This window comes from Hymenobacter arcticus (assembly GCF_054779975.1).
Window position 1 is genome coordinate 192,003 of sequence record NZ_BAAGXF010000003.1, and the last position, 24,974, is coordinate 216,976.

19 protein-coding genes are annotated in these 24,974 nt (G+C 61.3%); 13 read left to right on the forward strand and 6 right to left on the reverse strand.

What is annotated here, in order from left to right:
- Positions 1–142 precede the first annotated feature (142 nt).
- The 8 genes from ACYVGC_RS07320 (at position 143) to acs (ending at position 12,769) form a co-directional block, all read left to right on the forward strand.
- Positions 143–1,402, forward strand: coding sequence for an MFS transporter (locus tag ACYVGC_RS07320; RefSeq protein WP_460583159.1), 1,260 nt, complete (start codon positions 143–145; stop codon positions 1,400–1,402).
- A gap of 439 nt (positions 1,403–1,841) precedes the next feature.
- A complete protein-coding gene (locus ACYVGC_RS07325; RefSeq protein WP_460583160.1) occupies positions 1,842–3,344 on the forward strand; it encodes a hypothetical protein in 1,503 nt (500 codons plus the stop codon).
- A 101-nt stretch (positions 3,345–3,445) separates the two neighbouring features.
- A complete protein-coding gene (locus ACYVGC_RS07330; protein WP_460583161.1) occupies positions 3,446–4,924 on the forward strand; it encodes an MFS transporter in 1,479 nt (492 codons plus the stop codon).
- Positions 4,925–5,011: 87 nt separating this feature from the next.
- The gene (locus tag ACYVGC_RS07335; protein ID WP_460583162.1) at positions 5,012–5,233 is read left to right on the forward strand and encodes a hypothetical protein; all 222 of its coding nucleotides are present in this window, start codon (positions 5,012–5,014) and stop codon (positions 5,231–5,233) included.
- A gap of 162 nt (positions 5,234–5,395) precedes the next feature.
- Positions 5,396–8,257, forward strand: a complete 2,862-nt coding sequence (locus ACYVGC_RS07340) for an ATP-binding protein (protein ID WP_460583163.1) — start codon at positions 5,396–5,398, stop codon at positions 8,255–8,257.
- A complete protein-coding gene (locus ACYVGC_RS07345) occupies positions 8,254–8,625 on the forward strand; it encodes a response regulator transcription factor (protein ID WP_460583164.1) in 372 nt (123 codons plus the stop codon). The genes ACYVGC_RS07340 and ACYVGC_RS07345 overlap by 4 nt, the downstream gene beginning before the upstream one ends.
- Positions 8,626–8,835: 210 nt before the next feature.
- Positions 8,836–10,746 (forward strand): acyl-CoA synthetase family protein, encoded by a 1,911-nt coding sequence (locus ACYVGC_RS07350; RefSeq protein WP_460583165.1) that lies wholly within the window; start codon positions 8,836–8,838, stop codon positions 10,744–10,746.
- A gap of 109 nt (positions 10,747–10,855) precedes the next feature.
- Positions 10,856–12,769 carry an acetate--CoA ligase gene (gene acs / locus ACYVGC_RS07355; protein ID WP_460583166.1) on the forward strand — a complete coding sequence of 638 codons (1,914 nt, stop codon included), beginning with the start codon at positions 10,856–10,858 and terminating at the stop codon, positions 12,767–12,769.
- Positions 12,770–12,933: 164 nt separating this feature from the next.
- On the opposite strand, the gene fahA is transcribed toward acs, so the two are convergent.
- From fahA to ACYVGC_RS07370, 3 genes are all read right to left on the reverse strand, one after another.
- On the reverse strand, positions 12,934–14,241 hold the full coding sequence (fahA, locus tag ACYVGC_RS07360) for a fumarylacetoacetase (protein WP_460583167.1): 1,308 nt from the start codon (positions 14,239–14,241) through the stop codon (positions 12,934–12,936).
- A gap of 167 nt (positions 14,242–14,408) precedes the next feature.
- Positions 14,409–14,636 (reverse strand): NifU family protein, encoded by a 228-nt coding sequence (locus ACYVGC_RS07365; protein ID WP_460583168.1) that lies wholly within the window; start codon positions 14,634–14,636, stop codon positions 14,409–14,411.
- A gap of 102 nt (positions 14,637–14,738) precedes the next feature.
- Complete coding sequence (locus tag ACYVGC_RS07370) at positions 14,739–15,845, reverse strand: Mrp/NBP35 family ATP-binding protein (RefSeq protein WP_460583169.1); 1,107 nt, start codon at positions 15,843–15,845, stop codon at positions 14,739–14,741.
- 255 nt (positions 15,846–16,100) lie between these two features.
- On the opposite strand from ACYVGC_RS07370, the gene ACYVGC_RS07375 reads away from it, so the two are divergent.
- Positions 16,101–16,556 (forward strand): NTF2 fold immunity protein, encoded by a 456-nt coding sequence (locus tag ACYVGC_RS07375; protein WP_460583170.1) that lies wholly within the window; start codon positions 16,101–16,103, stop codon positions 16,554–16,556.
- A 49-nt stretch (positions 16,557–16,605) separates the two neighbouring features.
- Here the strand turns inward: ACYVGC_RS07375 and ACYVGC_RS07380 are convergent, their stop codons facing one another.
- Complete coding sequence (locus ACYVGC_RS07380) at positions 16,606–17,592, reverse strand: tryptophan 2,3-dioxygenase family protein (protein WP_460583171.1); 987 nt, start codon at positions 17,590–17,592, stop codon at positions 16,606–16,608.
- Between the two features lie 229 nt (positions 17,593–17,821).
- On the opposite strand from ACYVGC_RS07380, the gene sdaAB reads away from it, so the two are divergent.
- The 4 genes from sdaAB (at position 17,822) to ACYVGC_RS07400 (ending at position 22,715) form a co-directional block, all read left to right on the forward strand.
- A complete protein-coding gene (sdaAB, locus tag ACYVGC_RS07385; protein ID WP_283564340.1) occupies positions 17,822–18,499 on the forward strand; it encodes an L-serine ammonia-lyase, iron-sulfur-dependent subunit beta in 678 nt (225 codons plus the stop codon).
- Between the two features lie 190 nt (positions 18,500–18,689).
- The gene (locus ACYVGC_RS07390; protein ID WP_460583172.1) at positions 18,690–20,234 is read left to right on the forward strand and encodes a TolC family protein; all 1,545 of its coding nucleotides are present in this window, start codon (positions 18,690–18,692) and stop codon (positions 20,232–20,234) included.
- 125 nt (positions 20,235–20,359) lie between these two features.
- Positions 20,360–21,766, forward strand: coding sequence for an efflux RND transporter periplasmic adaptor subunit (locus tag ACYVGC_RS07395; RefSeq protein WP_460583173.1), 1,407 nt, complete (start codon positions 20,360–20,362; stop codon positions 21,764–21,766).
- Positions 21,767–21,866: 100 nt separating this feature from the next.
- Entirely contained in the window at positions 21,867–22,715 is an 849-nt protein-coding gene (locus tag ACYVGC_RS07400; RefSeq protein WP_460583174.1) for a phosphatase PAP2 family protein, read from the forward strand.
- Between the two features lie 26 nt (positions 22,716–22,741).
- Here ACYVGC_RS07400 and ACYVGC_RS07405 read toward each other — a convergent pair whose 3' ends face one another.
- Positions 22,742–24,241 carry an exonuclease domain-containing protein gene (locus ACYVGC_RS07405; protein ID WP_460583175.1) on the reverse strand — a complete coding sequence of 500 codons (1,500 nt, stop codon included), beginning with the start codon at positions 24,239–24,241 and terminating at the stop codon, positions 22,742–22,744.
- A 203-nt stretch (positions 24,242–24,444) separates the two neighbouring features.
- The gene (locus ACYVGC_RS07410) at positions 24,445–24,906 is read right to left on the reverse strand and encodes a ferritin-like domain-containing protein (RefSeq protein ID WP_460583176.1); all 462 of its coding nucleotides are present in this window, start codon (positions 24,904–24,906) and stop codon (positions 24,445–24,447) included.
- Between the last annotated feature and the right edge of the window lie 68 nt (positions 24,907–24,974).

Genomic DNA, 24,974 nt, shown 5'->3' on the forward strand with positions numbered 1-24,974 from the left:
GCTTAGCAGCCGCGCCGCCGGGCGGGGCCACATCGCCGGGCCGGGCGCTACATTAGCCGGGCTGAAGCTGGCGCGGTGTAGGCCGCTAAGTGGCTGGTTTTGGCGGTAGTTAGTTCTTTTCGTTCTCTTTTTCCCTCCCTCCATGAAAGCTGCCCCCTCCCTTATTCCACCTTCCGAGCGGCCCCCGGTGGGCTTGTTCAGCGCCATCGTTGTGGTGGCCGCGCTGGGCTATTTTGTCGATATCTACGACTTGGTGCTGTTCAGCATCATCCGGGTTAAGAGCCTGAATGGCATTGGGATAACCGAGCCCTCGGCTGTAACCGATAAGGGCCTGTACCTGCTGAGCATGCAGATGTGGGGCATGCTGCTGGGCGGCATTTTGTGGGGCGTGCTGGGCGATAAGAAAGGCCGCCTGTCGGTGCTGTTTGGCTCCATTTTGCTGTATTCGCTGGCCAATATTGCCAACGGCTTCGTGCAAAACATTGAGCAGTACGCCTGGATGCGGCTGATTGCCGGCGTGGGCCTGGCCGGCGAGCTGGGTGCGGGCATCACGCTGGTAGCCGAAACGCTGCCCAAGGAAAAGCGTGGCTACGGCACCATGATTGTGGCCTCGGTCGGCGTGAGCGGGGCCATGGTTGCCTACCTAGTAGGCCAGCAGTTTGGCTGGCGCAACGCCTACTTCATTGGCGGCGGGCTGGGCCTGGCGCTGCTGGCGCTGCGGGCTGGTGTGTTTGAGTCGGGCATGTTTGAGCAAGCCAAGGAAACGAACGTGGACCGGGGTAACTTCCTGAGTCTCTTCACTAATGGTCCGCGCTTTTACAAGTACCTGCGCTGCTTGCTCATTGGCACGCCGTTCTGGTTTTTGGTGGGCATTCTCATCACGCTGGCCCCCGAGTTTGGCAAGCACTTCGGTATTCAGGCGCCGGTGACGGGCGGGCTCAGCATTTTTTGGTGCTACTTCGGGCTCACGCTGGGCGACTTTTCGAGCGGCGGCATCAGTCAGCTTATCAAAAGCCGCAACCGTACGTTGCAATTCTTCATTGCGGCCACTATGGTGATGGTGGGTATCTATCTATTTGGTTTGCAAGGGGCTAGCACCACGGCGTTTTACGCGGTATGCTTCTTTATCGGCTACGCGGGCGGGTTCTGGGCGCTGTTCGTAACGGTATCAGCCGAGCAGTTTGGCACCAACATCCGCTCCACAGTGGCTACTACGGCCCCCAATTTTGCCCGCGGGGCCACGGTGGTTATCGTGCCCCTGTTTCAGGCGCTCAAGGCCAATCCGTCGTTCGGCATGGTGGGCGCGGCGGGCATCATTGGCGCGGTGCTGCTGGTGCTGGCTTTCTTCAGCGCCAGCACTTTGCCCGAAACCTACGGCAAGGACCTCAATTACGTGGAGTAGCCAAGGTGCTACTACTGAATAGTTTGCCCAGGGGCAGCCTCCAAGTGGGGCTGCCCCTTTTTGGTGGCTGCTGGCAGGAGCCAGAATAGGCGGTTTCTTGCTAAACTGGTATAGGTTTGCTCATTTGCTATCGTTTTAGCGGTGGAACAGGCCATGTATGTGCTAGCAGCCGCGCGGGGCGTTCAATTCGTGTAATAAATTGGTAAGCAGTAGGATGTAGCTGCCAGCACCGGGCTAGCGTTGGCTACGCAGGTGGTACTTTAAAGGGATGAGAGTGGGGTAAGAGTAGCACAGCCGCAACTATAGTCAATTAGCAAAACGACTGCATACCTACACCAACCAGCCGCCCGGCGCTGCTACTTAGCCGGGCCAAGCTGGGGCGGCGATTGCCGGGCCAGGGGTATTGCGCTCTTTTTCCCACCACTCACTCCTTCGTTTTATGCGAAATAATTGCTTCGCCCTGGCACTTAGTGGCTTACTGCTGGCCGGGGCCGGCTCGGCCTACGGCCAAATATTGCCACCTGCCACGGGCACGCCGCCGGCTCCGGCCGCCCCAGCTGCGCCGCCCACGCCCGTGGCCCCGGCCAAGTCAGTCCCCTACGGCGCGGGCATGAAGGTGAATCTGTCGCCCGATGGCTCGAAGTACCTGCGCTTTATTGGCTGGGCGCAGTTTTGGGCACAGTACAACGAAAACAACAGCAATACCCTGCGCAACGGCATTGCCAAGAGCGACCAGCTGGCGTTCAGCATCCGTCGCGCCCGCCTCATTACGCTGGCCCAGCTCAACCCCCGGTTCTTGATGATACTGGACATGGGCATGGAAAACCAGTCGGCCGTGAGCGGCGGCACGCCCGGCGACCTCAACGGCCCCGGCAAGCGCGCGCCCTTCTACATTCACGAAGCCGTGGGCGAGTACCGCATCAACAAGTACCTCAGCTTGGGGGCCGGCCTTAACTACCAGACCGGTATTTCGCGCATGACGGCGGCCAGCACGGCCAACATGCTGGCTTATGATATTCCGGTGGTCAACTTCCCGACCCTCGACCAGACCGACCAGTTCGGCTTTTTCCTGGGCGCATATGCTAAGGGCCGCGTCGGTAAATTCGACTACCGGGTGGCCATCGACGATGCTTTTTCGCCCAGCTCGGCCAACACGCCGGCCACCGTGCGCACCAACGTAGCCGCTTTCTACCCGCGCAACGCCAACAAGATTTACCAAGGGTATTTCAGCTACGAGTTTCTGGATAAGGAAGCCAACCTACTGCCCTTTACCACTGGTACCTACTTGGGTACCAAGAAGGTATTCAACATCGGCGCGGGCTTTCACTACAATGCCGATGGCATGTTTTCGCGGCCCTCGGCCCTGCCTACTACGCTACCGGCCGACCCCTACGCCCTCAATTTCACGACGCACGACATCAAGCTCTTCGGGGCCGACGTGTTTTACGATGCGCCCATCGACACGGCTTCCAACACGGCCGTTACCTTCTACGGGGTGTACTACCACTACGACATGGGCCCCAACTACGTGCGCAACGCCGGCGTGATAAACCCCGGCACCGGCGTGAGCAGCGGCCTCGCCACGCTGGCCGGCAATGCCCTGCCGCTCATCGGCACCGGCAACACCGTGTATGCGCAGCTGGGCCTGCTGCTGCCCAAAAACCTGCTCGGTCCCAAGGCCAAGCTCCAGCCCTACGTGGCCTACCTGCACAACAACCTGGAGGGCCTGCGCAACCCCGACGGTACCATTAAGGGCGTGAACGTGTACGACGCCGGCCTCAACCTCTACCTCGACGGGCACAACGCCAAGCTGACCCTCAACTACCGTGCCCGCCCCGATTTCAGCGACCAGACCTTCCTGCCCGCCAACAATGGCCAGGCCACGGTCAACAGCGTGAAGTACCGCCCCGAAGTGACGCTGCAAGCCCAGGTTTACTTGTAATGGTTAACAGGCAGTTAGTAATCGTTATGCGATGCTAATTACTTGATAGCCATTGCCTAGTACTGATTTTTTCATTAAAATATTTCCCACCCCACACTCTTATGGAACAAAGCCTGAACCCCACCGGCTACAACGCGGCCGTGGATGCGCCGGCCGCGCACGACAACAACCAAGTCGATTCCAAAACCATCTGGCAGGTCATCACGGCCTCGTCGGTGGGCACGGTTATCGAGTGGTACGACTTCTACATTTTTGGCTCGCTGGCGGCCATCATCGGGCCGGTGCTGTTTGGGCAGTCGGGCGACCTTACCAAGTCGTTGCTCGGGGCACTGGCCATTTTTGGGGCCGGCTTCGTGGTGCGGCCGTTTGGGGCCGTGTTCTTCGGTCGCATCGGCGACATGATTGGGCGTAAGTACACGTTTCTGGTCACGCTGCTCATTATGGGAGGGGCCACGTTCATTACGGGCCTTGTACCAAGCTACGATTCCATTGGCATTGCGGCGCCGGTTATCGTGGTGATACTGCGCCTGTTGCAGGGCCTGGCCCTGGGCGGCGAGTACGGCGGCGCGGCTACGTATGTAGCTGAGTATGCGCCTGATAAGCAGCGCGGTTACTACACCAGCTTCATCCAGATTACGGCCACCGGCGGCCTCATCCTCAGCATCACCGTCATCCTTATCACCCGCAAGCTGATGGGCGAGCCGGCCTTCAAGGAGTGGGGCTGGCGCATTCCGTTCCTGCTCTCGGGATTCCTGGTTATTGCCTCGTACTTCATCCGCAAGCGCCTGCACGAGTCGCCGCTATTTGCCAAGGCCAAGGCCACCGGCACCACCAGCAAGAGCCCCCTGCGTGACTCGTTTGTGAACCCCGTGAACCGCCGCCTGGTGCTCATCGCCCTCTTTGGGGTAACTATGGGCCAAGGCGTTATCTTCTACACCAGTCAGTTTCAGGCCTTCACCTTCATGAATGCCACGCTCAAGCTCGATACCGTGCATTCGAGCATCATCATGGTGGTGTCGATGCTGCTGGCCACGCCGCTGTTCGTATACTTTGGCTCGCTCTCCGACCGCATTGGGCGCAAGCGCATCATCATGACGGGTATGATTTGCGGGGCGCTGTTCACCATGCCGCTTTTCCACGGCATCCAGGCCTTTGCTGGCCCCATCAGTGAAGTAACGCCCGCCACCGTGGATGCCGCCGGCAAGGCCATTCCCGCCGTCATGAAGGCCCTCAACCCGAATATCCCGGCCATGATTGCGCTCGTGTTCTGCCTCGTGGTGTTCGTGACGATGGTGTATGGCCCTATCGCCGCCTACCTAGTCGAGCTGTTCCCAACCAGCGTGCGCTACACCTCGCTCTCGGTGCCCTATCACATTGGTAATGGCATATTTGGCGGCTTTGTGCCGCTGGTGGCTACCTCCATTGGCGTGTGGGCCGCTGCCCAGCCGGCCGGCACGTTTGCCAACGAGCACAAGAGCGTTATCGGCCTCGTGTACCCGGTGGTCATTGCCCTCATCTGCTTTATTGTAGGCATGGCCCTTATGAAAGACACCCGCAACGTGAAACTGATGGACAGCTAATAACTGCTTGATTTTCACTAAAAAACCCGTCAGGCAGCCCGCCGGGCGGGTTTTTATTTTAGCAGCGACCGCTACTATTGCGCCTCTATGAAACCTACTCCACCTCCCAGCAGCGGCCAGCAGCGGGGCCAGCGCCTGCTCTTCGTGGCGGGGCTATTTGCGGTGCTGCTCAACTACCCACTGCTAGCCGCGTTCGACCACGACGGCCGCGTGGCCGGCGTGCCGGTGCTGTACCTCTACGTGCTGCTGACGTGGCTGCTGCTCATCGGTATCACCGGCTGGCTGGTGCGGGTCAGGGGAGAACGATAGAAATCAAAAAGAACGTCATGCTCATCTGGCGTCCACGCAGTGAAGCATCTCACATGCGGTACTAACCATACTCGTTCAACGAAGCGGTAGAGATGCTTCACTTCGTGGACGCCAGATGAGCATGACGTTTTCCTTTGCCCTATACTGTCTGTCTATTGCTTAATGAATAAGCTGCTCGTCATCCTGTTCTCGTTCGGCTACCTGGCCCTGCTTTTCGGCGTTGCGACGGCCGCCGAGCGGCGGTCGGCGGCGCGCAAGAGCCTGGTGGCCAACCCCTATGTGTACGCCCTGAGCATGGCCGTGTACTGCACGGCCTGGGCCTACTACGGCTCGGTGGGGCGGGCGGCGCACCAGGGCCTGAGTTTCGTGGGCATTTACCTGGGGCCGGGGCTGCTGGCGCCGGCGTGGTGGCTGGTGCTGCGCAAGATAATCCGGGTGTGCCGGCAGCAGCGGCTCACCTCCATTGCCGATTTTATCTCGGCCCGCTACGGCAAAAGCGCCTCGCTGGGTGCCCTCGTTACGGGCGTGTGCGTGCTGGGGGTGGTGCCTTATATCGCGTTGCAAATCAAGGCAATAGCTACTTCATTCGTAATTCTGACGGGTGGCGCGCCGGGGGTGGGCACCACGGGGCCGGCGCTGTTCACGGCCGGCATTTTGGCGGTGTTCACCATTTTGTTTGGGGTGCGCTCGGTGGAGGCCACCGAGCGACACGAGGGCGTGGTGCTGGCCGTGGCCCTGGAGAGCTTGGTGAAGCTGCTGGCGTTTTTGCTGCTGGGCGGCTTCGTCACGTTCGGGTTATTTGGGGGCTTCGCCGACTTGTTCAGCCAGGCGGCGGCGGTGCCGGCGCTGCGGCAGCTGTTCACCTTTCGGGGGGCGGGCACCAGCGGGGCCGAGTGGCTTACGCTGCTGGTGCTCAGCATGTCGGCGGTGCTGCTGCTGCCGCGCCAGTTTCAGGTGGCGGTGGTCGAGAACGTGGACGAAAACCACCTGCGCAAGGCCATGTGGCTGTTTCCGCTTTATCTGCTCATTATCAATATCTTCGTGCTGCCCATTGCCTTCGGCGGCCTGCTCAAGCTGGGCGGCCGGGGCCTCGACGCCGACACTTTTGTGCTAGCGCTGCCGCTGGCCACCGGGCACTCGTGGCTGGCGCTGCTCACCTACCTGGGCGGCCTCTCGGCGGCTAGCAGCATGATTATCGTTGAAACCATTGCCCTGAGCGTGATGATGAGCAACCACCTGCTCATGCCCGTGCTGGTGCGCCTGCCCGCCGCCCGGCCCGAGGGCCAGCGGCGCTGGTTTGCCTACCTGGGCCGCATTGCCCTCACCAGCCGCCGGCTGGCCGTGCTGCTGGTGCTGGCCCTGGCCTACGGCTACTACGCCGGGGTGGGCCGGCAGCTGCCGCTGGTGAATACCGGCCTGGTGTCGTTTGCGGCGGTAGCGCAGTTTCTGCCCGCCGTGCTGGGCGGGCTGTACTGGAAGGGCGGCACCCGACGCGGGGCTACGCTGGGCATTTTGGCGGGGTTTGGCATCTGGTTTTTTACGCTGGTGCTGCCCACGCTGGTGGGGCCGGGCCGGCTGCCCGAGTCGCTGCTCACGGCCGGGGTAGGGGGCCTGGCCTGGCTGCGGCCGGGCGCACTCTTTGGCCTCACAGGCCTCGACTACCTCTCGCACGGCTTGTTTTGGAGCTGGTTTTTCAACATTGGCCTCTACGTGGGCGTGTCGCTGGCCCTGCCGCCCACGGCCCTGGAATTGCGCCAGGCCGGCGTATTTGTGGACGTATTTCACCGCCGTAGCCTGGCCGAGGAAATTGCCGGCTGGCAGGGCCGCACCCCGCTGCCCGACGTGCGCGCCCTTTTGCTCGGCTTCCTGGGGAAGAAGCGCACCAACCAGGCCCTGCGCGCCTTCGCCGAGCGCTTCCCCGATGCCTTAGCAATTAATAATGAGCAAGCAGCAAGTAGCCATGAGCAAGTAACCGCCACCGCCACCGCCGACCAGCTTGTAACTCACCCAGTCACGCAGTCGCCCATTCACTCCTTGCCCACCACCGCCGACCCGCGCCTGCTTACCTACGCCGAAAAGCTGCTGGCCGGCACCCTCGGCCCGGCCTCGGCGCGGCTGCTGCTGACCTCGGTGGCGGGGGCCGAACAAATCAGCTACGCCAACGTGGTGGGCATTCTCAAGGAAAGCCAGCAGCTGCTGGAAGCCAACCGCCAGCTGCTCAAGCAAAGCCGCCAGCTGCAACGCCTCACCGACGAGCTGCGCCAGGCTTACCAGCAGCTGCAAGCCCTTGACCAGCAAAAGGATGAGTTCTTGTACACCGTGACGCACGAGCTGCGCACGCCGCTCACCAGCATCCGGGCGCTGGCCGAGATACTGGCCGACAACCCCGAGCTGGAGGTGGAGGAGCGCGAGCGCTTTCAGCTCACCATCAGCCGCGAGGCCGAGCGCCTTACGCGCCTCATCTCGTTGGTGCTTGATTTAGAGCGCTTTGAGAGCGGGCAGGCCAGCCTGGAGCGCACGCCCCTGGTGCTGGCCGACGTGGCGCACGAGGCCGTTGAGGCCGTGGCCCAGCTGGCCCGCGAGCGCGGCACCGAGCTGCGCGTGGAGGTGCCGCCCAACCTGCCGCTGCTGCCCGCCGACCGCGACCGCCTCATGCAAGTACTTATCAACCTGCTTTCTAACGCAATTAAGGCCAGCCCGGCCGGCCGCCCTGGCCGCATTGCGGTGCTGGCCTGGCCCGCCGCCGACGCCCTGCTGCTGTGCGTAGAAGACAATGGCAAGGGCATTGCCTTGGCCGAGCAACACCAGATATTCGACAAGTTTTTTCAGGCGCGTAACCAGAATATGCGCAAGCCTGAGGGCTCGGGCCTGGGCCTGGCCATCACCAAAAAAATAGTGGAGCTGCACCAGGGCCGCATCTGGGTCGAAAGCGCCCCCGAGCAGGGTGCCCGTTTCTTTATTGAGTTGCCGCTGGCGGTGCCCGCGCGGGCGGCGGCTCCCTTTATCCCTTCCTTTTCGCTATGAGTACGCCGGCTATCTTACTGGTTGATGATGAGCCCAATATCGTCATGTCGCTGGAGTTTTTGATGCGCAAGAACGGCTACCAGGTCGGCATTGCCCGAAACGGCACCGAAGCCCTGGCTGCCCTGCGCGAAACGCCCTACGACCTGGTGCTGCTCGACGTGATGATGCCCGACGTGGACGGCTACCAGGTGTGCCGCCAGCTGCGCCAAAACCCGGCCCGCGCCGCCACCAAAGTCATCTTCCTTTCGGCCAAAAGCCAGCCCGCCGACGTGCAAAAAGGCTACGAAGCCGGGGCCGACCTCTACATTCCCAAGCCCTTCAGCACCCGCCAGCTCATGCAAAAAGTGCGCGAGCTGCTGGGCGCTTAGTCGTTTGTCATTGCGAGCATGTTGCGTATCAAGCAAGGGCGAAGTGGAGCGCGGCAATCTTTCCTTGGTCGTCCGCCTCCCTGAACTTACTAACCCAAACGTGAAGGAAAGATTGCCGCACTCCACTTCGCCCTTGCTTGATGCGCAACATGCTCGCAATGACAAACGTGACAGCTGCTACCTACCACACTTCCTTTCCCCCACCCACCCATGAAACGCGCCTGCTCCTACGCTGCTACCTACGCCGCCAGCCTAGCCAATCCGGCGGGCTTCTGGGCCACCCAGGCCGCCCGGCTGCCCTGGCACAAGCCACCCACCACCATGCTGCGCCAGGAGGCCAGCGGGGCCACGCGCTGGTTTGAAGATGGGGAGCTGAACACGTGCTACCTCTGCCTCGACCACCACGTGGCTCAGGGCCGGGGCCAGCAGGCGGCGCTCCTCTACGACTCGCCCGTGACCAACACCCTGCGCACCTACTCCTACGCCGAGCTGCTCGACCGCACGGCGCGCTTTGCGGGTGGGCTGCGGGCGCTGGGCGTGGGGCTGGGCGACCGCGTCATCATCTACATGCCCAACCTGCCCGAGGCGGTGGTGGCCATGCTGGCCTGCGCCCGGCTGGGGGCCATTCACTCGGTGGTGTTTGGGGGCTTTGCGCCCCACGAGCTGGCCGTGCGTATCGACGATGCCCGGCCGCGCGTTATCGTCTGCGCCTCGGGCGGGGTGGAGGTTGACCGCATTATTCCCTACAAGCCCCTGGTTGATGCTGCGCTGGCCGAGGCCAGCCACCAGCCGGCGCACGTGGTAGTGTTGCAGCGCAGTTTTTGCGAGGCCGCTATGCAGCTGGGGCGCGATGTTGATTATCAAGAGGTTATGCAAGCTGAGCCCGTGGCCGCCGTGCCGGTGCCGGCCACCCACCCGCTCTACATTCTCTACACCAGCGGTACCACCGGCCGGCCCAAGGGCGTGGTGCGCGACCACGGTGGCCACGCTGTGGCCCTGCATTTCAGCCTGGAGGCCGTGTATGGGCTGGCCCCCGGCGAGGTTATTTTCACCGGTTCCGATATCGGCTGGGCGGTGGGCAGCTCCTACATCGTGTACGGCCCGCTGCTGCGGGGCTGTACCTCGGTGCTCTACGAAGGCAAGCCCGTGCGCACGCCCGACGCGGGCGCCTTTTGGCGCGTGGTGGAGCAGCACCAAGTCAAGGTGCTTTTCACCGCGCCCACGGCCATCCGGGCAATTAAGAAGGAAGACCCCGCCGGCCAGCTGGCCCGCCGCTACAACCTCAGCAGCCTGCGCCAGCTGTTTTTGGCCGGCGAGCGCTGCGACCCCGCCACCTTTGCCTGGGCCGGGCAGGTGCTGGGCGTGCCCGTGGTGGACCACTGGTGGCAAACGGAGTCGGGCTGGCCCATGCTCGCCACCCTTGTGGGGCTGGAAGAAATGCCGCCGCCCCGCGCCGGCAGCGCCGGCTTCCCGGTGCCGGGCTACGATGTGCAGATTCTCAGCGAAGAAGGCCAGCCGGTTCCGGCCGGCACTACCGGGCTGGTAGCCATTAAGTTACCGCTGCCGCCCGGCAGCTTCCCAGCGCTGTGGCAGGATGAGGTGCGCTACCGGGCCTACTTCGACGCGTTTGCGGGTTACTACCTGAGCGGCGACGGCGGCTACCGCGATGCCGAGGGCTACGTCTACATCATGGGCCGCGTCGACGACGTGATAAACGTGGCCGGCCACCGCCTCAGCACCGGTGAGATGGAAGAAATTTTGGCCGCCCACCCCGCCGTGGCCGAGTGCGCCGTGCTGGGCCTTGCCGATGCGCTGCGCGGCCAGGTGCCCGTGGGCCTGGTGGTGCTCAAAGACGGCCAAACGATAGGGGAGGCCGCCCTCGAAGCCGAGCTGGTGGCCGCCGTGCGCCAGCGCATCGGGGCGCTGGCCTGCTTTCGCCAGGTGCTCGCGGTGAAGCGCCTGCCCAAAACCCGCTCGGGCAAAATCCTGCGTAAAACCCTGCGCCAACTAGCCGATGGCGAAGACTTTACGCTGCCCGCCACCATCGACGACCCGCTCATTCTGGACGAAATTCGGGCCGGCTTCGGGCGGCGCGGGGTGGGCCAGGCCTTTGCTGTTTGATACTTGAAAAATGAAAAATCATCGGTCCTTGCGCGCGCAACGCAGTGGAGCGCGCAAGGACCGATGACTTATACTGCTTTAATTTTCCAATCTTCAATTTCCCCCAAAAATGTCCGCCATCCGAACCCGCACCCTCGAAGAATACCACGCTGATTACCAGCAATCTATCGAAGACCCCGACGCCTTTTGGGCCGCCGCCGCTGAGCCCTTTACCTGGCGCAAGAAGTGGGACACCGTGCGCGGCGGCGAGTTTTCGCCGGCCGGCACCAGCACCTGGTACGCCGGGGCCACGCTCAACCTCACCGAAAACTGCCTCGACCGCCACTTGGAGCAGCGCTCCAACAAGCTGGCCATCATCTTCGAGCCCAACGACCCCAAAACCCGCCACCTGCGCCTCACCTACCGCGAGCTGCACGAGCAGGTGTGCCAGTTTGCCAACGTGCTGAAAAAGAACGGGGTAAAGAAGGGCGACCGCGTGGCGCTGTACGTGCCCATGATACCCGCGCTGGCCGTGGCCACGCTGGCCTGCGCCCGCATTGGGGCGGTGCACTCGGTGGTGTTTGCCGGCTTCTCGGCCTCGGCCATCGCCGACCGCGTCAACGATGCGCAGGCCGTGTGCGTCATCACCGCCGACGGCCTCAACCGCGGGGCCAAGCAAATACCCGTGAAAAGCGTTGTGGATGAGGCCCTGGCCCAGTGCCCCAGCGTGCAGCGCGTAATTGTGGTGGAGCACACCGGCTGGCCCGTCGATATGCAGGCCGGCCGCGACGTGTGGTTTCACGAAGAGGTAAAAGACGTTTCAGCAGATTGCCCGGCCGAGGAAATGGCGGCCGAAGACCCGCTCTTCATCCTCTACACCAGCGGCAGCACCGGCAAGCCCAAGGGAGTGGTGCACACCCAGGCCGGCTACATGGTCTGGACCGACTACACCTACCGCAACGTGTTTCAGATTGAGGAAAACGACGTATACTGGTGCACCGCCGACATCGGCTGGGTTACGGGTCACACCTACGCCCTCTACGGCCCGCTGCTGGCGGGCAGCACCACGCTACTCTTCGAGGGCGTGCCTACGTTCCCATCAGCCGGCCGATTTTGGGAAGTAATTGATAAGCACCACGTTACGGCTTTTTATACCGCGCCCACGGCCATCCGTTCGCTCATGGCCACGCCGCTCGACAACGTGCTCAGCTACTCGCTGCACAGCCTGCGCGTGCTGGGCTCGGTGGGCGAGCCCATCAATGAGGAAGCCTGGCACTGGTACCACCAGCACGTGGGCAAGGGCCGCTGCCCCATCGTGGACACTTGGTGGCAAACCGAAACCGGCGGCATCATGATTTCGGCCTTGGCCGGCATCACGCCCAGCGTGCCCGCCCGCGCCGGCCTGCCGCTGCCCGGCGTGCAGCCCGTGCTACTCAACCAGGACGGTACCGAGATTGAGGGCAACAACCAGGAGGGCTACCTGGCCATTAAGGGCAGCTGGCCGGGTGTTATCCGCACCACCTGGGGCGACCACGAGCGCGCCCGCCAGACGTATTTTCAGCCCTATCCCGGCTACTACTTCACCGGCGACGGCGCCCGGCGCGACGAAAACGGCCTCTACCGCATCATTGGCCGCGTCGACGACGTGATTAATGTGAGTGGCCACCGCTTCGGCACCGCCGAAATCGAGAACGCCATCAACGAGAGCGACTACGTGGTGGAAAGCGCCGTGGTGGGCTACCCCCACGACGTAAAAGGCCAGGGCATCTACGCCTACGTCATCTGCAAAAACGGCCTGCCCACCACCGACCTCGAAGTGCAGATGGCCGAGGCCAGCATCATCGAAGCCGTAGTCGCCGCCATCGGCCGCATCGCTAAGCCCGATAAAATACAGCTAGTCAGTGGCTTACCAAAAACGCGCTCGGGCAAAATCATGCGCCGCATCCTCCGCAAAGTGGCCGAGGGCGAAACCACCAACCTCGGTGACACCACTACGCTGCTCGACCCGCTGATTGTGGACGAGATTCTGGCGGGTAAAAAGTAAGCTAGTAGTTTAAGGGCTGTTTGTTTGGGTAAAAGCCCCGCGCTAGCAATAGCGCGGGGCTTTCAGGTAATAAAGAAGTTTGCCGCGCTGCCGCTGCTAGTGTCAGCTGCTCTCATTGATATAAGTTTATGACAGCCAATGAACTACTCGCTGGGTAACATTCGCTATTCCACCGTCGGTAGCACCGTGCCACTCACCTCACCCAGCCCGATACGCAGACCGTTCTTCTCCGCGTAGCCGCGCAGAATCACCGTGTCGCCGTCGCGCAGGAAACCCAGCTGCAAGTCGCCCGGCAGGTTCAGGGGTTGGGTGCCGCGCTGCGTCATTTCCAGTAGTGAGCCCAGCGCGCCGGGCGTGGGCCCGCTGATGGTGCCCGAGGCGTAGATATCGCCCGCGTCGAGGGGGCAGCCGTTGCTGGCGTGGTGGGTCAGCTGCTGAGCCATGCTCCAGTAGAGGTAGCGCATGTTGGTGTGGCTGATAACCAGCGGGTCGGCCGTGGCACCAGCCGGCTGAATCAATACGTCAAGCCGTATATCAAAGTGCTGATTATCATTACCTTGTAAATAAGGCAGAGGCTGTGGCTCCTGCACCGGGCCCGCCACCCGGAAGGGCTCCAGCGCATCGAGCGTCACCACCCAGGGCGACACGCTGCTGGCGAAGTTCTTACCCAAAAACGGTCCCAGCGGCTGGTACTCCCAGCTCTGAATGTCGCGGGCGCTCCAGTCATTAAAGAGTACGAGCCCGAAAATGTGGTCCTCGGCCTGCGCCAGTGGTACGGTGCTGCCCTGCGCCGTGCCCTGGCCCACGATGAAGGCCGTTTCCAGCTCAAAATCAAGCTGCTGCGTGGGCCCAAAAACCGGCTCCTCCTGCCCGGCCGGCCGGTACTGGCCCTGCGGCCGCCGGATGTCGGTGCCGCTTACCACGATGGAGTTGGCGCGGCCGTGGTAGGCAATGGGTAGGTGCCGCCAGTTGGGTAGCAGCGGGTTATCGGGCCGGAACATAACGCCCACATTGGTGGCGTGTTCCAGGCTGCTGTAAAAATCGACGTAGTTGGTGGGCTTCACGGGGCGCAGCATGGTCACGTCGCGCAGGCGCACCAGGCAGGTGCGCACGGCCAGCTCGTTGTCGCGCAGGGTAGGGTTGTCGTGGCGCAGCAGCTCGCTCACCCGCTCGCGCACGGCCCGCCACGCCGGCCTTCCCAGCCGCAAAAACGCGTTGAGTGAGCGCCGCCGAAACACCTTGGGCAGCGCCGCGCCCAGCGCCGGTACATCCGCCGCAATGCTATCAAAGTAGCCCAGCTGCGCGCATTCGTACAAATCGAGGGCGTAGCCGCCGATGGCCACCGCCAGGCGCGGTCCCCAGTCGGGCAAGTCAATCACCCCGAAGGGCAGGTTTTGAATCGGGAAATCGTCGGTGGGCCGGATGTCAATCCAGGAGCGCAGGCTGGGGTCGTTGGCGGGCGAAGCGGGCATAGGTTGGGAAGGCGGTGTATAGGAAGGCGGAAACAAAAAAACGTCTGTCATGCTGAGCTTGCGAAGCATCTTATCCCCGCCGAACGACCCGTTCTAGCGCGATAAGGTGCTTCGCAAGCTCAGCATGACAGACGATTACGCAAGTACTTGCTACGGGTTGGCAGCGCCTAGCGGGCCTCCACGGCCGTGATTTCGGGCACGGCTTTGCGCACCGAGTCTTCGAGGCCGGCGCGCGTCATCGGCGACATGGGGCAGGCCCCACAGGCGCCTTCCCACTCTAGTTTTAGCACGCCTTCGGGGGTGATTTCGGCCACGCGCACGTTGCCGCCATCGGTGGCCAGGTAGGGCCGCAGGGTGTCAAGGGCTTGCTCAACGCGGGACAAAACAGATTCCATCTTCAATCAATTAACGGGTAACAGGTAGCAGGGAACGAAGCTAGCGGGCAAAAAATGCCCGGTGCTATTCACCGATTAGCGCAGGTAGCGCCCGGCGCGTTCTCAGGTATTCATGGTAACAACGGTAGTTTTGGGAGCAACGTTGTTGCGGATGCTTATCTGGCGGGCCAGGCTTTCGGCCAGCTGGCGGAAGGTATCAGCTGCTGGCGAATTTACGTCGGCCAGCACGGCGGGGCGGCCGGCGTCGCCGGCTTCGCGCACGGCCTGAATCAGTGGCAGCTGGCCCAGTAGGGGCACCTCATGCTTATCGGCCAAGCGCTGGCCACCACCTTCACCAAATATAAAATACTTGCTATCAGGTAGTTCGGCGGGCGTAAACCAAGCCATGTTTTCGATGATGCCCAGCACTGGCACGTTGATTTGCGGCTGGCGGAACATCTGCAAGCCTTTCTGCGCATCCATCAGCGCCACTGGCTGCGGGGTGGTTACGATGATGGCGCCGGTCACGGGCACGGTCTGCACCATGGTGAGGTGAATGTCGGAGGTGCCGGGCGGCAGGTCGAGCAGCAGGTAGTCGAGGTCGCCCCATTCTACCTCCGTAATAAACTGCTTGAGCGCCGACGAGGCCATCGGCCCGCGCCACACAATGGCGTTTTCGCCGGGGGCCAGGAAGCCGATGCTCATCAGCTTCACGCCGTACTGCACAATGGGCTGAATGAAATTCTTGCCATTTGCCCCCTGAAACACGTGCGGCCGGGCGTCTTCCACCCCAAACATGGTGGGCATACTCGGCCCCGAAATGTCGGCGTCAATCAGCCCCACTTTGGCCCCGGAAGCGGCTAGGGCTACGGCTAGGTTGGCGGCTACCGTGCTCTTACCCACGCCGCCCTTGCCCGAGGCAATGGCGATGATATTCTTCACGCCGGGCAAGATAGTATTGTTGGTGCGCAGGGTAGTTACACGCGAGGTCATCATGATAACTACCTGAGCGTCTTTGTCAACCATCGTGTGCACGGCCCGCTCGCAGGCATCGTGAATAAGCTGCTTGAGCGGGCAGGCGGGCGTGGTGAGCACCACCGTGAACGACACCACCTGGCCTTCGACCCGGATGTCCTCCACCATGTTGAGGGTAATCAAATCCTGGCCCAGGTCGGGCTCTTCCACAAAGCTCAGGGCGTGGCGAACGGCGTCTATTGTTATCTCAGGCATATGCAAATGCGCCGCAACGGGCGTAGCTGCAAAGATAACCCGCCGGGCGGGGTAGGGGTTTCCGAAATGCCCACTCTTTGCTATTGCCTAACTTTGGTCGTCCTGCTCGTCCAAAGTTTTAAGTCTCTTGAAGAAGTGAGACTATGGCTACGCTACATAAATCTGTCCATTAACAAATAATAGAGCCTCGCTTTTTATGGGATGGTAAGGTGAGTTCACTCTTCGATGCATTAAAAGTATAGCACCAACTAAAAAATGGAGTTTGCCAGATATATAGAAAGTACACTGCCTGATATGCAAAGGGCACCCATAGACACTGTCATTGAATTTATAGAGGTGTATAATAAATGGGCTAAAGACTGTCATCGATTAGTTAAAGTAGATGAAGCTAACTTAAAGGAGCTTGCAAAAACTAACAGTACTGCAAGAAAGGTTTTGCAAGAAATTTATGAAAAATACTGTACCTCAAAAAACAGGCAATATCATAGAGTAAGCACAGGCTACTTCTTTTATGGGGGCACCTATAACTCAAGCTGCGAAATTGAAAGCTGTATTGAGGTTGAAAAGAATAAAATGGAAGTACAAACGAAAAAGATTAAAAATATTTCACAAGTAAAGAAATATACCGTAATTAGGCAAGGCCGAATCTGGAAAATTGATACGGTTGAAAGTCTAGCAGGAAATAATCGATGGGTGTTTGATATTATGTAACACGTAGCAAAAAGAAAAGCTGTAGTGCCCGCTACGGCTTTTCTTTTTGCTACCCTAACTCCTCCAGCACCTTCTCTACCCAGCCTTTGCCCCATTCTTCCAGCTCCTGGGCGCTCCACAGCTGCGGATAAAAGATGCGGCGCTGAAACTTGGGCGGCAGGTAGTTGCGCCAGTTGGTGCCGCCGGTGGCGGGCACGTCGGTGGGGTCGCGCTGCAGGTAGCGCACCGCCGACTTGTAGTGCATGAGCGGCCAGTTGACGTTCACGTTCACGTCGAGCTGCTTGAGGGCGCGCAGTAGGCGCGGGTGCTGGCGGTCGGCCTCGGGCAGGCGCTGCACTACGGCCCAGGCGTTGCGGTGCTGGTAGTGGCGGGCGTGGGCCACGAGCTGGCCGGTGTATTTGCGCTCAAACTCCACCAGGGTCAGGGCCTTAGCGCCAGTTTCTTCCACCGTGGCGCCGGCCTGCCAGTAGATGCAGCCCATAAACTCCTCGTGAGTGGGCGCGTCGCCGAGCAGGCGGCGCTTCTCTTCGGGCACCAGGTTTTCGAGGGCCGTGCTGGCAATTTCAATGAAGCGGTACTGCACGCTCTGGAAGCCCGAGGCAGGCATCAAACTCATCCGAAATTGCAGAAACTGCTCTTTCTCCATGCCGTCCACCATCACGTCGAACGAGTCGATGAGGTTCTCGAAGTAGCGGTTCACGCGGCCCAGGCGCAGCACCACTTCGCCCAGGGTTGGCTCCTGCAATTCGCCCAGCTGCTCGTACTCTTGCAGGCAGAGCTTGAAATATAACTCCGTGATTTGGTGATAGATAATAAATATCTTCTCGTCCGGAAACTTGGTGAGTGGGCGTTGCAAACTCAGCAGGGTATCCAGCTCGATGTAGTCCCAGTAGTTGATGTAGTCGGCGTGGTAGAGGCCTTCGAGGTAGGCGGCCAGGTCCTGGCCCGCGGGGGCGTAGCGGGCTTGCAGCCGGCGCAGCTGAGCCAGCACGGCGGGCGAAAACTCGGCCTCGGTGGGCAGCGAAGAAACGGGCAAAGAAGCCATCGGCAGGGGAGTGGTGAGGGGCGCAAATATCGGCAGCGCCCGGCGGGGGTGGGCCGATGGCCGTTGGCCCGCTACTTTTGGGGCGTTACTAATCGGTTGTCATTGCGAGCACAGCGAAGCAATCGCACCTGAACGAAATCGTTCGGGTGTCGTTCGGATGCGATTGCTTCGCTGTGCTCACAATGACAACTGCTTTTATTGCTTAACCAACTACCAGCCAGTGGCCGAAAAATCGAGTATTTTTGATATGATTGGGCCCGTGATGATTGGGCCCAGCTCGTCGCACACCGCTGGGGTGGTGCGCATTGCGCGGGCGGCCATCCGCATTCTGGGCGCGGTGCCCACCGAGGCGGTTATCACGTTCTACAACTCGTTTGCCCGCACCTACGAGGGGCACGGCTCCGACCGCGCCATTGTGGCCGGGCTGCTGGGCTACGCCCCCGACGACACCCGCATTCGCACCGCCTTTGAGCACGCCGCTGAGGCCGGGCTGCGCTACACGTTTCAGAGCGTGGGCAACGCCTCCACGCTGCACCCCAATACCATTAAAGTCAACCTGACCGGCCCCGATGGCTACCAGGTGGAGGTGATTGGCCAGAGCCGGGGCGGCGGGGTTATTCGCATTGTGGAGGTCGATGGCTTTGGCTGCGACTTTTCGGGCGGGCTGCACACGCTCATCGTCGATGCCAAGGATGTGCCGGGCTCCATCGCCTTCATTGCCTCCGTTATTGCCCACGACGACTGCAACATTGCCACCATGTTTGTGTCGCGCAAGGGCCGCAACGAGGCCGCCCGGCAGTTTATTGAGATGGATAGCCCAATTAAAGACCTCACCCTGGCGTACTTGCGGCATCTAAGCTGGGTGCAGCGCATCACGTACATTCCAACCCTTGAATAATAAGGAGCTGTTTCCGCCTGATAATCAGGGTGAAAAAAGGATGAAGGTGCGTAATGTTGCGGGCCCGCCCGCGATGCACCCCGCGCCGCCGCCCGCTGTGGTGGCGCAAGGTCCTAAAAATATCTGCCGGACCCCCGCGTTTCTTTGCTGCAAGGCCTCTACTACAAAACTACTAGCTCTTTCCTGACCTATGACTGCACCAAGTACTCCCCGGCTGCGCGCGGCCCTGGGGCTGGCGGGCTTGCTGGCCGCCGGGCCCTTGGCGGCCCAAACCACCCAGCCCGAGCGCCCGGCCTCGGCCCCGGCCGCCGCGCTGCCCTCCGAAGCAGCGGCGGCCACTGGCCCCTGGACGCTGCAACGCGCCGTGGACTACGCCCTGGCCCACAACCTGGGCGTGCGCCTCAACCAGCTCACGGCCCAAAGCAACGCGCAGGTGCTGCGCCAAAGCAAGGCCGCGCTGCTGCCCACGGCCAACCTCAACGGCACCCAAAACTGGCAGTACGGCACCAGCGTGAACCCGCTCACGTTTGAGTTTCAGAGCCAGACAGTGCGGGCCAACAACTTCTCGGGTGTGGCGCAGCTCGTGCTGTTTCAGGGCTTTCAGCTGCGCAATACCATCCGGCGTAACGACCTAGACTACCAGGCCAGCGTGCAGGATATCGAGAAGGCGCGCAACGACCTGAGCCTCAACGTGGCCTCGCAGTTTTTGCAGTTGGTGCTGGCCCAGGAGCTGGTGCGCGCCAACCAAACGCGCGTGGCCAGCGACCAGGCCCAGATTGACCGCTCCAAAATATTGCTCAAGGCGGGTAGCATTCCGGAAAGCACGCTGCTCGACAGCCAAAGTCAGCTCGCCACCGACGAACTCAACGTGATAACGGCCCAGAACCAGGCCGACCTCGCCCGCCTGGCTTTGTTGCAGCTCATGAACATCGACCCGGCCACGGCCAAGGGCTTTGCCATTGAGGTGCCGCCGCTGCCCGACCCCGACGACGAGGCTCCCTACGTGGTCGACCTCAACCAGGCGTTCCAGACGGCGGCCACCACGCTGCCCGAAATCAAGGCCGCCGAGCTGCGCGTGCTCAGCGCCCGCCGCAGCATCGACCTGGCGCGGGGTGGCTACTACCCGCGCCTGGCACTCACGGGCCAGGTTTTTACGGGTTACTCGTCGTCGTCGGTGTCGCGCGTGGCCACGGGCACATCCAATAACAGCAGCTTCCCGGTGGTGCTCACCGACCCCGTAACCGGCCTGCCCACGCCCACCACGTACTCGGTGCTCATTCCGGGCCAGCCAACCTTCGATGTGCTGCCGGTGCGGTTTTTTGACCAGCTCGATAACAACGTGGGTAAGTCCATCAGCTTTGGCTTGTCGGTGCCCATTCTCAACGGCTTGCAGGTGCGCACCAACGTGGCCCGCACCATCATCAACGAGCAGTCGGCCATGGTGCGCGCCGAGCAGGCCCGCCTCACACTGCGCCAAAGCATTGAGCAGGCCTACGCCGACGCCCGCGCCGCCCAGCTGCAATATTCGGCCGCCCGCCGCCAAGTCACGGCCCTCACGCTCACGCAGCGCAACTCGGAAATCCGCTTCAACAACGGCCTGCTCAACGGCACCGAATTCAACATTGCCAAAAACAACCTGAATTTCGCCGTTTCCAACCAGCTGCAGGCCAAATACACCTTTATCTTCCGCCGCAAGGTGCTCGACTTTTACCAGGGTCGCCCGCTGGCGCTTTAAATCAAAAACCGTTTGTCATTGCGAGGAGGGACGACGAAGCAATCGCACTAGAACGAGTCGTTCGGGTGTCGTTCTGGTACGATTGCTTCGTCGTTCCTCCTCGCAATGACAAAGCCTTTTACTTTATGAAAAACAACCGATTACTCATCATTCTGGCGGTCCTGGTGGTCGTGCTCATCGGCGGCTACGCCGTGGCGAAGAAACAGGGCTGGATTGGCAAGCCCACCGGCATGGAGGTGACTGCCGCGGCCGCCGGCCCGGCCACCATTGTGGAGAAAGTGAGCGCCTCGGGCAAGGTGCAGCCCGAAACAGAAGTGAAAATCTCGCCCGACGTATCGGGCGAAATCATTGAGCTCTACGTGCAGGAAGGTGACTCGGTGAAGAAAGGCCAGCTACTGCTGCGCATCCGGCCCGATAACTACGTGGCCATGGTGAGCCAGCAAAGTGCTGCCGTGGGCACCCAGCGCGCCAACGTGGGCCAGGCCGAAGCCCAGTTGCAACAGCAAACCGCCAACGCCAAGCAAACCGAGCTCACCTACCGCCGCCAGGCTTCGCTGTTCAAGCAGAAGGTGATTTCGCAGTCGGACTACGAAGCTGCGCAGGCCGCCTACAATGCCTCGCAGGAGCAGCTAAAAGCCATTCGGGCGCAGATAACCGCCGCCCAAAGCACCGTGCGCAGCGCCCAGGCCGGCTTGCAGGAAGCCCAGAAAAACCTTAACAAAACCACCATTTATGCGCCCGTGAGCGGCACCGTGAGCAAGCTCAACGTGAAGAAGGGGGAGCGCGTGGTGGGCACCACCCAAATGGCGGGCACCGAAATCATGCGCATTGCCAACCTCAACAATATGGAGGTGCGAGTGAGTGTAAATGAGAACGATATCATCCGGGTGCAGCTCGGCGACTCGGCCGAGGTGGAAGTGGACTCCTACACCACCCAGAACGAGAAGTTCAAGGGCATCGTGACAGCCATTGCCAACACGGCTAAGGATGCCCTCACGGCCGAAGCCGTAACCGAGTTTGAGGTGCGCGTGCGCCTGCTACCCGATAGCTACCGCCACCTCGTTAAAATCGGCCCCAAAGGCCGCGCCACCGTGCCGTTTCGGCCCGGCATGACGGCCTCGGTCGATATCATCGCTGAGCGCAAAAGCGGCGTGCTAAGTGTGCCGCTGGCCGCCGTAACCACCCGCTCCGACTCGGCTGCCAACAAAGAGGGCCAAAGCGGGGGCGTGCGGGTAGGCGGTAGCGGCCGGGGCGGTGGCACGGCCCAGGCCGTGGACCAGACCAAGCCCGCTCCCAAGGCCGAAATTAGGGAAGTGGTATTCGTGATAAAAGATGGTAAGGCCGTGCTCACGCCCGTGAAAACCGGCATCAGCGACTTCCAGAACATTGAAATCGTGAGCGGCTTGGCGGCCGGTACCCAAGTGGCCAGCGGTCCCTTCCGCGCCGTGTCGAAAACGCTGAAAGACGGGGCTATGGTGGTAGTGAAAGACGCCGGCAGCCTCAGCAAAGAAGCATTAGCCGACGTTAAATAAAACGCGTTGCCGGTAACTCGCTGTGAAAGTGAATATTACATGAAGTGCTGTCAGCTAACCCAACGGGCGAACGCGAGTTCGCCCGTTTTCTTTGTGGGCTATGGCATCATTTACGCACTCTTATCGCACTGGCTTACTAGCTGCCAGCCTGTTGGCCGGGGCCGGCTCGGTGGCCCACGCCCAGCAAACCGCCCCCCTCGCCGATACCGCGGCGCATAAGTACCAAACGATACCCGACGCGCCGCGCGCGCCCTGGTACCGTAGCAAGCTAGTGCGCGCTAGTATAGTGCCGGCCGCGCTCATCGGCTACGGCATCAGCGTGATTGACGACCACGGGTTTTATTCGTCGTATGATGCGCGGCGCGACATTCAGCGCAATTTCCCGAACTTCAATAACCACCTCGACGACTACTTGCAGTGGGCGCCCTACCTGGAGCTGGGTGCGGTGCTAGCCTTCGGGGTGGAGGGTCGCAACGACCGCGCCAACCTGGCCCTCATCCTGGCTAAGTCGGAAGCCCTCATGCTGGGCTCTGTGTATATTATCAAGGTCAGTACCAGCCACTTGCGGCCCGATGGGTCAGACTTTCGCTCGTTTCCATCGGGCCACACGGCGCAGGCGTTTTTGGCGGCCAGCATCGTGCACACCGAGTTGCGGGACAAAAGCCAGTGGTACGGCGTGGGCGCTTATGCGCTGGCCACCTCTGTGGGTGCTTTTCGAATGCTGAACAACAAGCACTGGGAAGCAGACGTGTTTGCCGGTGCGGGCGTGGGCATTCTCTCGGCCCACCTCGCCTACCTGTCGCACCGCCACCGCTGGGGCCGCCACCCCACCGACAGGCCGGGCGTGGGCGTGCACCTGCCCAAGCCCGTCAAGGGCGAGTGGCAATTCAGTCCCACCATGCTGCCCGGCGGCGCGCTGGGTGCCTACGTAAGCTGGAAGGCCAAGTAACGCGAAGCTCCGCTTCGTGCTACACATTACCCAAATACCTTGATTTTCTCGCCTTTACGCTTGGTGCGCACGTACTGCCGGATAATCTGCTGCACATCTTTATTATCGGCGTACGGCTTCACGGCGTCGCGGAAATCGGCGAGCTTGCGCGCCGTAAACGTCTCATCGACGTAGCCGAAGCCCACATAGCGTCCGTTTTCGATAACCACTAGCGACTGCTCGTCGGCGCGCCGGCCAGTGCCGATGACCACGAACGACTCGTGCTCATAGGTGATGCTGTCAATGGCCGCGTCTACGCGCTGGTTGTAGCTGGCGGGCGGCTCCTGGCCCACGCAGGCCCCCTGGCACTGGTGCACCTGGTAGGCAAAGCACGAGCTTTCAGTTTTGTACAATCCGCACAGCTTCTGGCACAGGTTGTATTTCGCAACCTTGTGATAGAGAAAGCCTTGCGCCTTATACTGGTTGCCGAGCGCGATAATCGGAATTTCCGAGTTGCGGGCGTCGGCGCGGCCGTAGTAGAGGCGCTTGTAGCCGTCGTCGTCGGTTTTGAGGTAGATACCCGCCGGGAACACCGAGCGCCGCTGCGCCCGGTTGTAGGCCGGCTTCAACTGCTTGATTAGGTGCGACTCATACAGCAGCGCCACCAGCTCCGAGCCGGTGAGTTCGTAGGTAATGTCGGCGATGGAGTTCTTGAAATCCAGGCTCTTGCGTGATTTCACATCTACCGCAAAGTGCTGCTGAATGCGCTTGTAGATGTTGATGCTCTTGCCCACGTAAATGACCTCGCCGGCCTCATTGTGGAAGTAGTACACACCCGTTTCCTGGGGCAGCGCAGCCACCTTTTCGGGCGTGATGAGCGGGGGCAGCAGGGCCGTTTTGATGGCCTGGGCCATGGCGGCCACGCGGCGGGGGGTGGGCTTTTTGGTGGCCGCGCCCTCGGCCGCCGTGGCACCGGGGGCGCGGCCGGCGGGGGCCAGGGCATCGACGCGGGCCAGGGCGTCAGCGGCGTTGGCCTCGGCGGCGTCGCTTTCCTGGGTGATGCGCAGCAGGCGGTCGAAGAGGATGGCCGTGGCCTCGGCGTCGCCGGCGGCGCGGTGCCGGCCTTCGAGCGGAATGCCGATGTTCTGGCACAGCTTGCCTAGGCTGTAGCTCGGCTGGCCGGGTATTAGCGAGCGGCTGAGGCGCACGGTGCACAGCGTTTTGCGCGAGTAGTTGTAGCCCAGGTCGGCAAATTCTTTCTTGAGAAAAGAATAGTCAAACCGCACATTATGAGCTACAAATACGCAGCCTTCGGTCATCTCCACCACCTTGCGGGCTACCTCGTGGAAGCGCGGCGCATCGGCTACCATATCGTTGGTAATGCCCGTGAGCTGGGTGATGAAGGGCGGAATGGCCCGGCCGGGGTTCACGAGCGTGGTGTAGGAGTCAACCACCCGCTGGCCGTCGTGCACGAAGATGGCGAGTTCCGTGATGCGGTCGTTGGCGGGCTGGCCACCGGTGGTTTCAAGGTCAATAATGGCGTACAAAGGCGCGGGGATTGCTAAGGAGCAAGGCTAACAAAGTTAGGGCCGCGGATGGTTGCAAAGCCGCGCCGGCCGGGTGTGCGGTAAGCTTTAGCTTGCCGTTGCCCAAGAGGGGTAACGTGCTTGCTGGCAACCCGGCAAGCTAAAGCTTACCGCACAAAAAAAGCCCGCCAAACGGCGGGCTTTTTTAACTCGGTTAAAGCAAATTACTTAGCCTTATTCATTGCCAGCCAGTTTTTGGCTTGCAGAATGGCGTCGTGCTGCTGCTGGAATACCGACTTGGCACCGGCTGGCACGTCGGCCGAAGCTAATACCGTCTCGTAAGCTTTCAAGGAAGTAGCCTCGCCGGTTTCGGCGGCGTCGAGCACAGCCGAGTCATCCTGGCCGGTGAAGGCCGACTTAATGTTAATCCAACCGCGGTGCACGGCAGCAGCGGCATCAGTGGCTACGCTTTCGATGGTGTTAGTGTCAGCGGCATCAATGCCGTACTGCTTGGCAAAGCCTTCGAGGTCGGCTACGAAGCCGGCGCGCTGCTGTGAAAACTCGCTCAGCTTGGCCTTGGTGGTGGCGTCTTTTACCTCTTCGGCAGCCTCTTGGTAGCCTTTTACCGAGGTGCGGTTGAGGTTGAGAATGTCGGTGAGGGCGCGGGAGATGGTTTCGTTAGCCATGATTTCTAGTGGAATTGGAGTAGAATGAAACGCTGCAGCACGGTGGCCGCAACTGCTTCCTTGTACGG

What these genes read in the sequence shown, in the direction of transcription:
- ACYVGC_RS07325 (WP_460583160.1), top strand. Translation starts at nt 1,842, where the DNA reads ATGCGAAATAATTGCTTCGCCCTGGCACTTAGTGGCTTACTGCTGGCC.
- fahA (WP_460583167.1), bottom strand. Translation starts at nt 14,241, where the DNA reads ATGCCCGCTTCGCCCGCCAACGACCCCAGCCTGCGCTCCTGGATTGAC.
- ACYVGC_RS07320 (WP_460583159.1), top strand. Translation starts at nt 143, where the DNA reads ATGAAAGCTGCCCCCTCCCTTATTCCACCTTCCGAGCGGCCCCCGGTG.
- ACYVGC_RS07370 (WP_460583169.1), bottom strand. Translation starts at nt 15,845, where the DNA reads ATGCCTGAGATAACAATAGACGCCGTTCGCCACGCCCTGAGCTTTGTG.
- ACYVGC_RS07390 (WP_460583172.1), top strand. Translation starts at nt 18,690, where the DNA reads ATGACTGCACCAAGTACTCCCCGGCTGCGCGCGGCCCTGGGGCTGGCG.
- ACYVGC_RS07350 (WP_460583165.1), top strand. Translation starts at nt 8,836, where the DNA reads ATGAAACGCGCCTGCTCCTACGCTGCTACCTACGCCGCCAGCCTAGCC.
- ACYVGC_RS07365 (WP_460583168.1), bottom strand. Translation starts at nt 14,636, where the DNA reads ATGGAATCTGTTTTGTCCCGCGTTGAGCAAGCCCTTGACACCCTGCGG.
- ACYVGC_RS07400 (WP_460583174.1), top strand. Translation starts at nt 21,867, where the DNA reads ATGGCATCATTTACGCACTCTTATCGCACTGGCTTACTAGCTGCCAGC.
- ACYVGC_RS07335 (WP_460583162.1), top strand. Translation starts at nt 5,012, where the DNA reads ATGAAACCTACTCCACCTCCCAGCAGCGGCCAGCAGCGGGGCCAGCGC.
- ACYVGC_RS07330 (WP_460583161.1), top strand. Translation starts at nt 3,446, where the DNA reads ATGGAACAAAGCCTGAACCCCACCGGCTACAACGCGGCCGTGGATGCG.
- ACYVGC_RS07340 (WP_460583163.1), top strand. Translation starts at nt 5,396, where the DNA reads ATGAATAAGCTGCTCGTCATCCTGTTCTCGTTCGGCTACCTGGCCCTG.
- ACYVGC_RS07395 (WP_460583173.1), top strand. Translation starts at nt 20,360, where the DNA reads ATGAAAAACAACCGATTACTCATCATTCTGGCGGTCCTGGTGGTCGTG.
- ACYVGC_RS07345 (WP_460583164.1), top strand. Translation starts at nt 8,254, where the DNA reads ATGAGTACGCCGGCTATCTTACTGGTTGATGATGAGCCCAATATCGTC.
- ACYVGC_RS07375 (WP_460583170.1), top strand. Translation starts at nt 16,101, where the DNA reads ATGGAGTTTGCCAGATATATAGAAAGTACACTGCCTGATATGCAAAGG.
- ACYVGC_RS07410 (WP_460583176.1), bottom strand. Translation starts at nt 24,906, where the DNA reads ATGGCTAACGAAACCATCTCCCGCGCCCTCACCGACATTCTCAACCTC.
- acs (WP_460583166.1), top strand. Translation starts at nt 10,856, where the DNA reads ATGTCCGCCATCCGAACCCGCACCCTCGAAGAATACCACGCTGATTAC.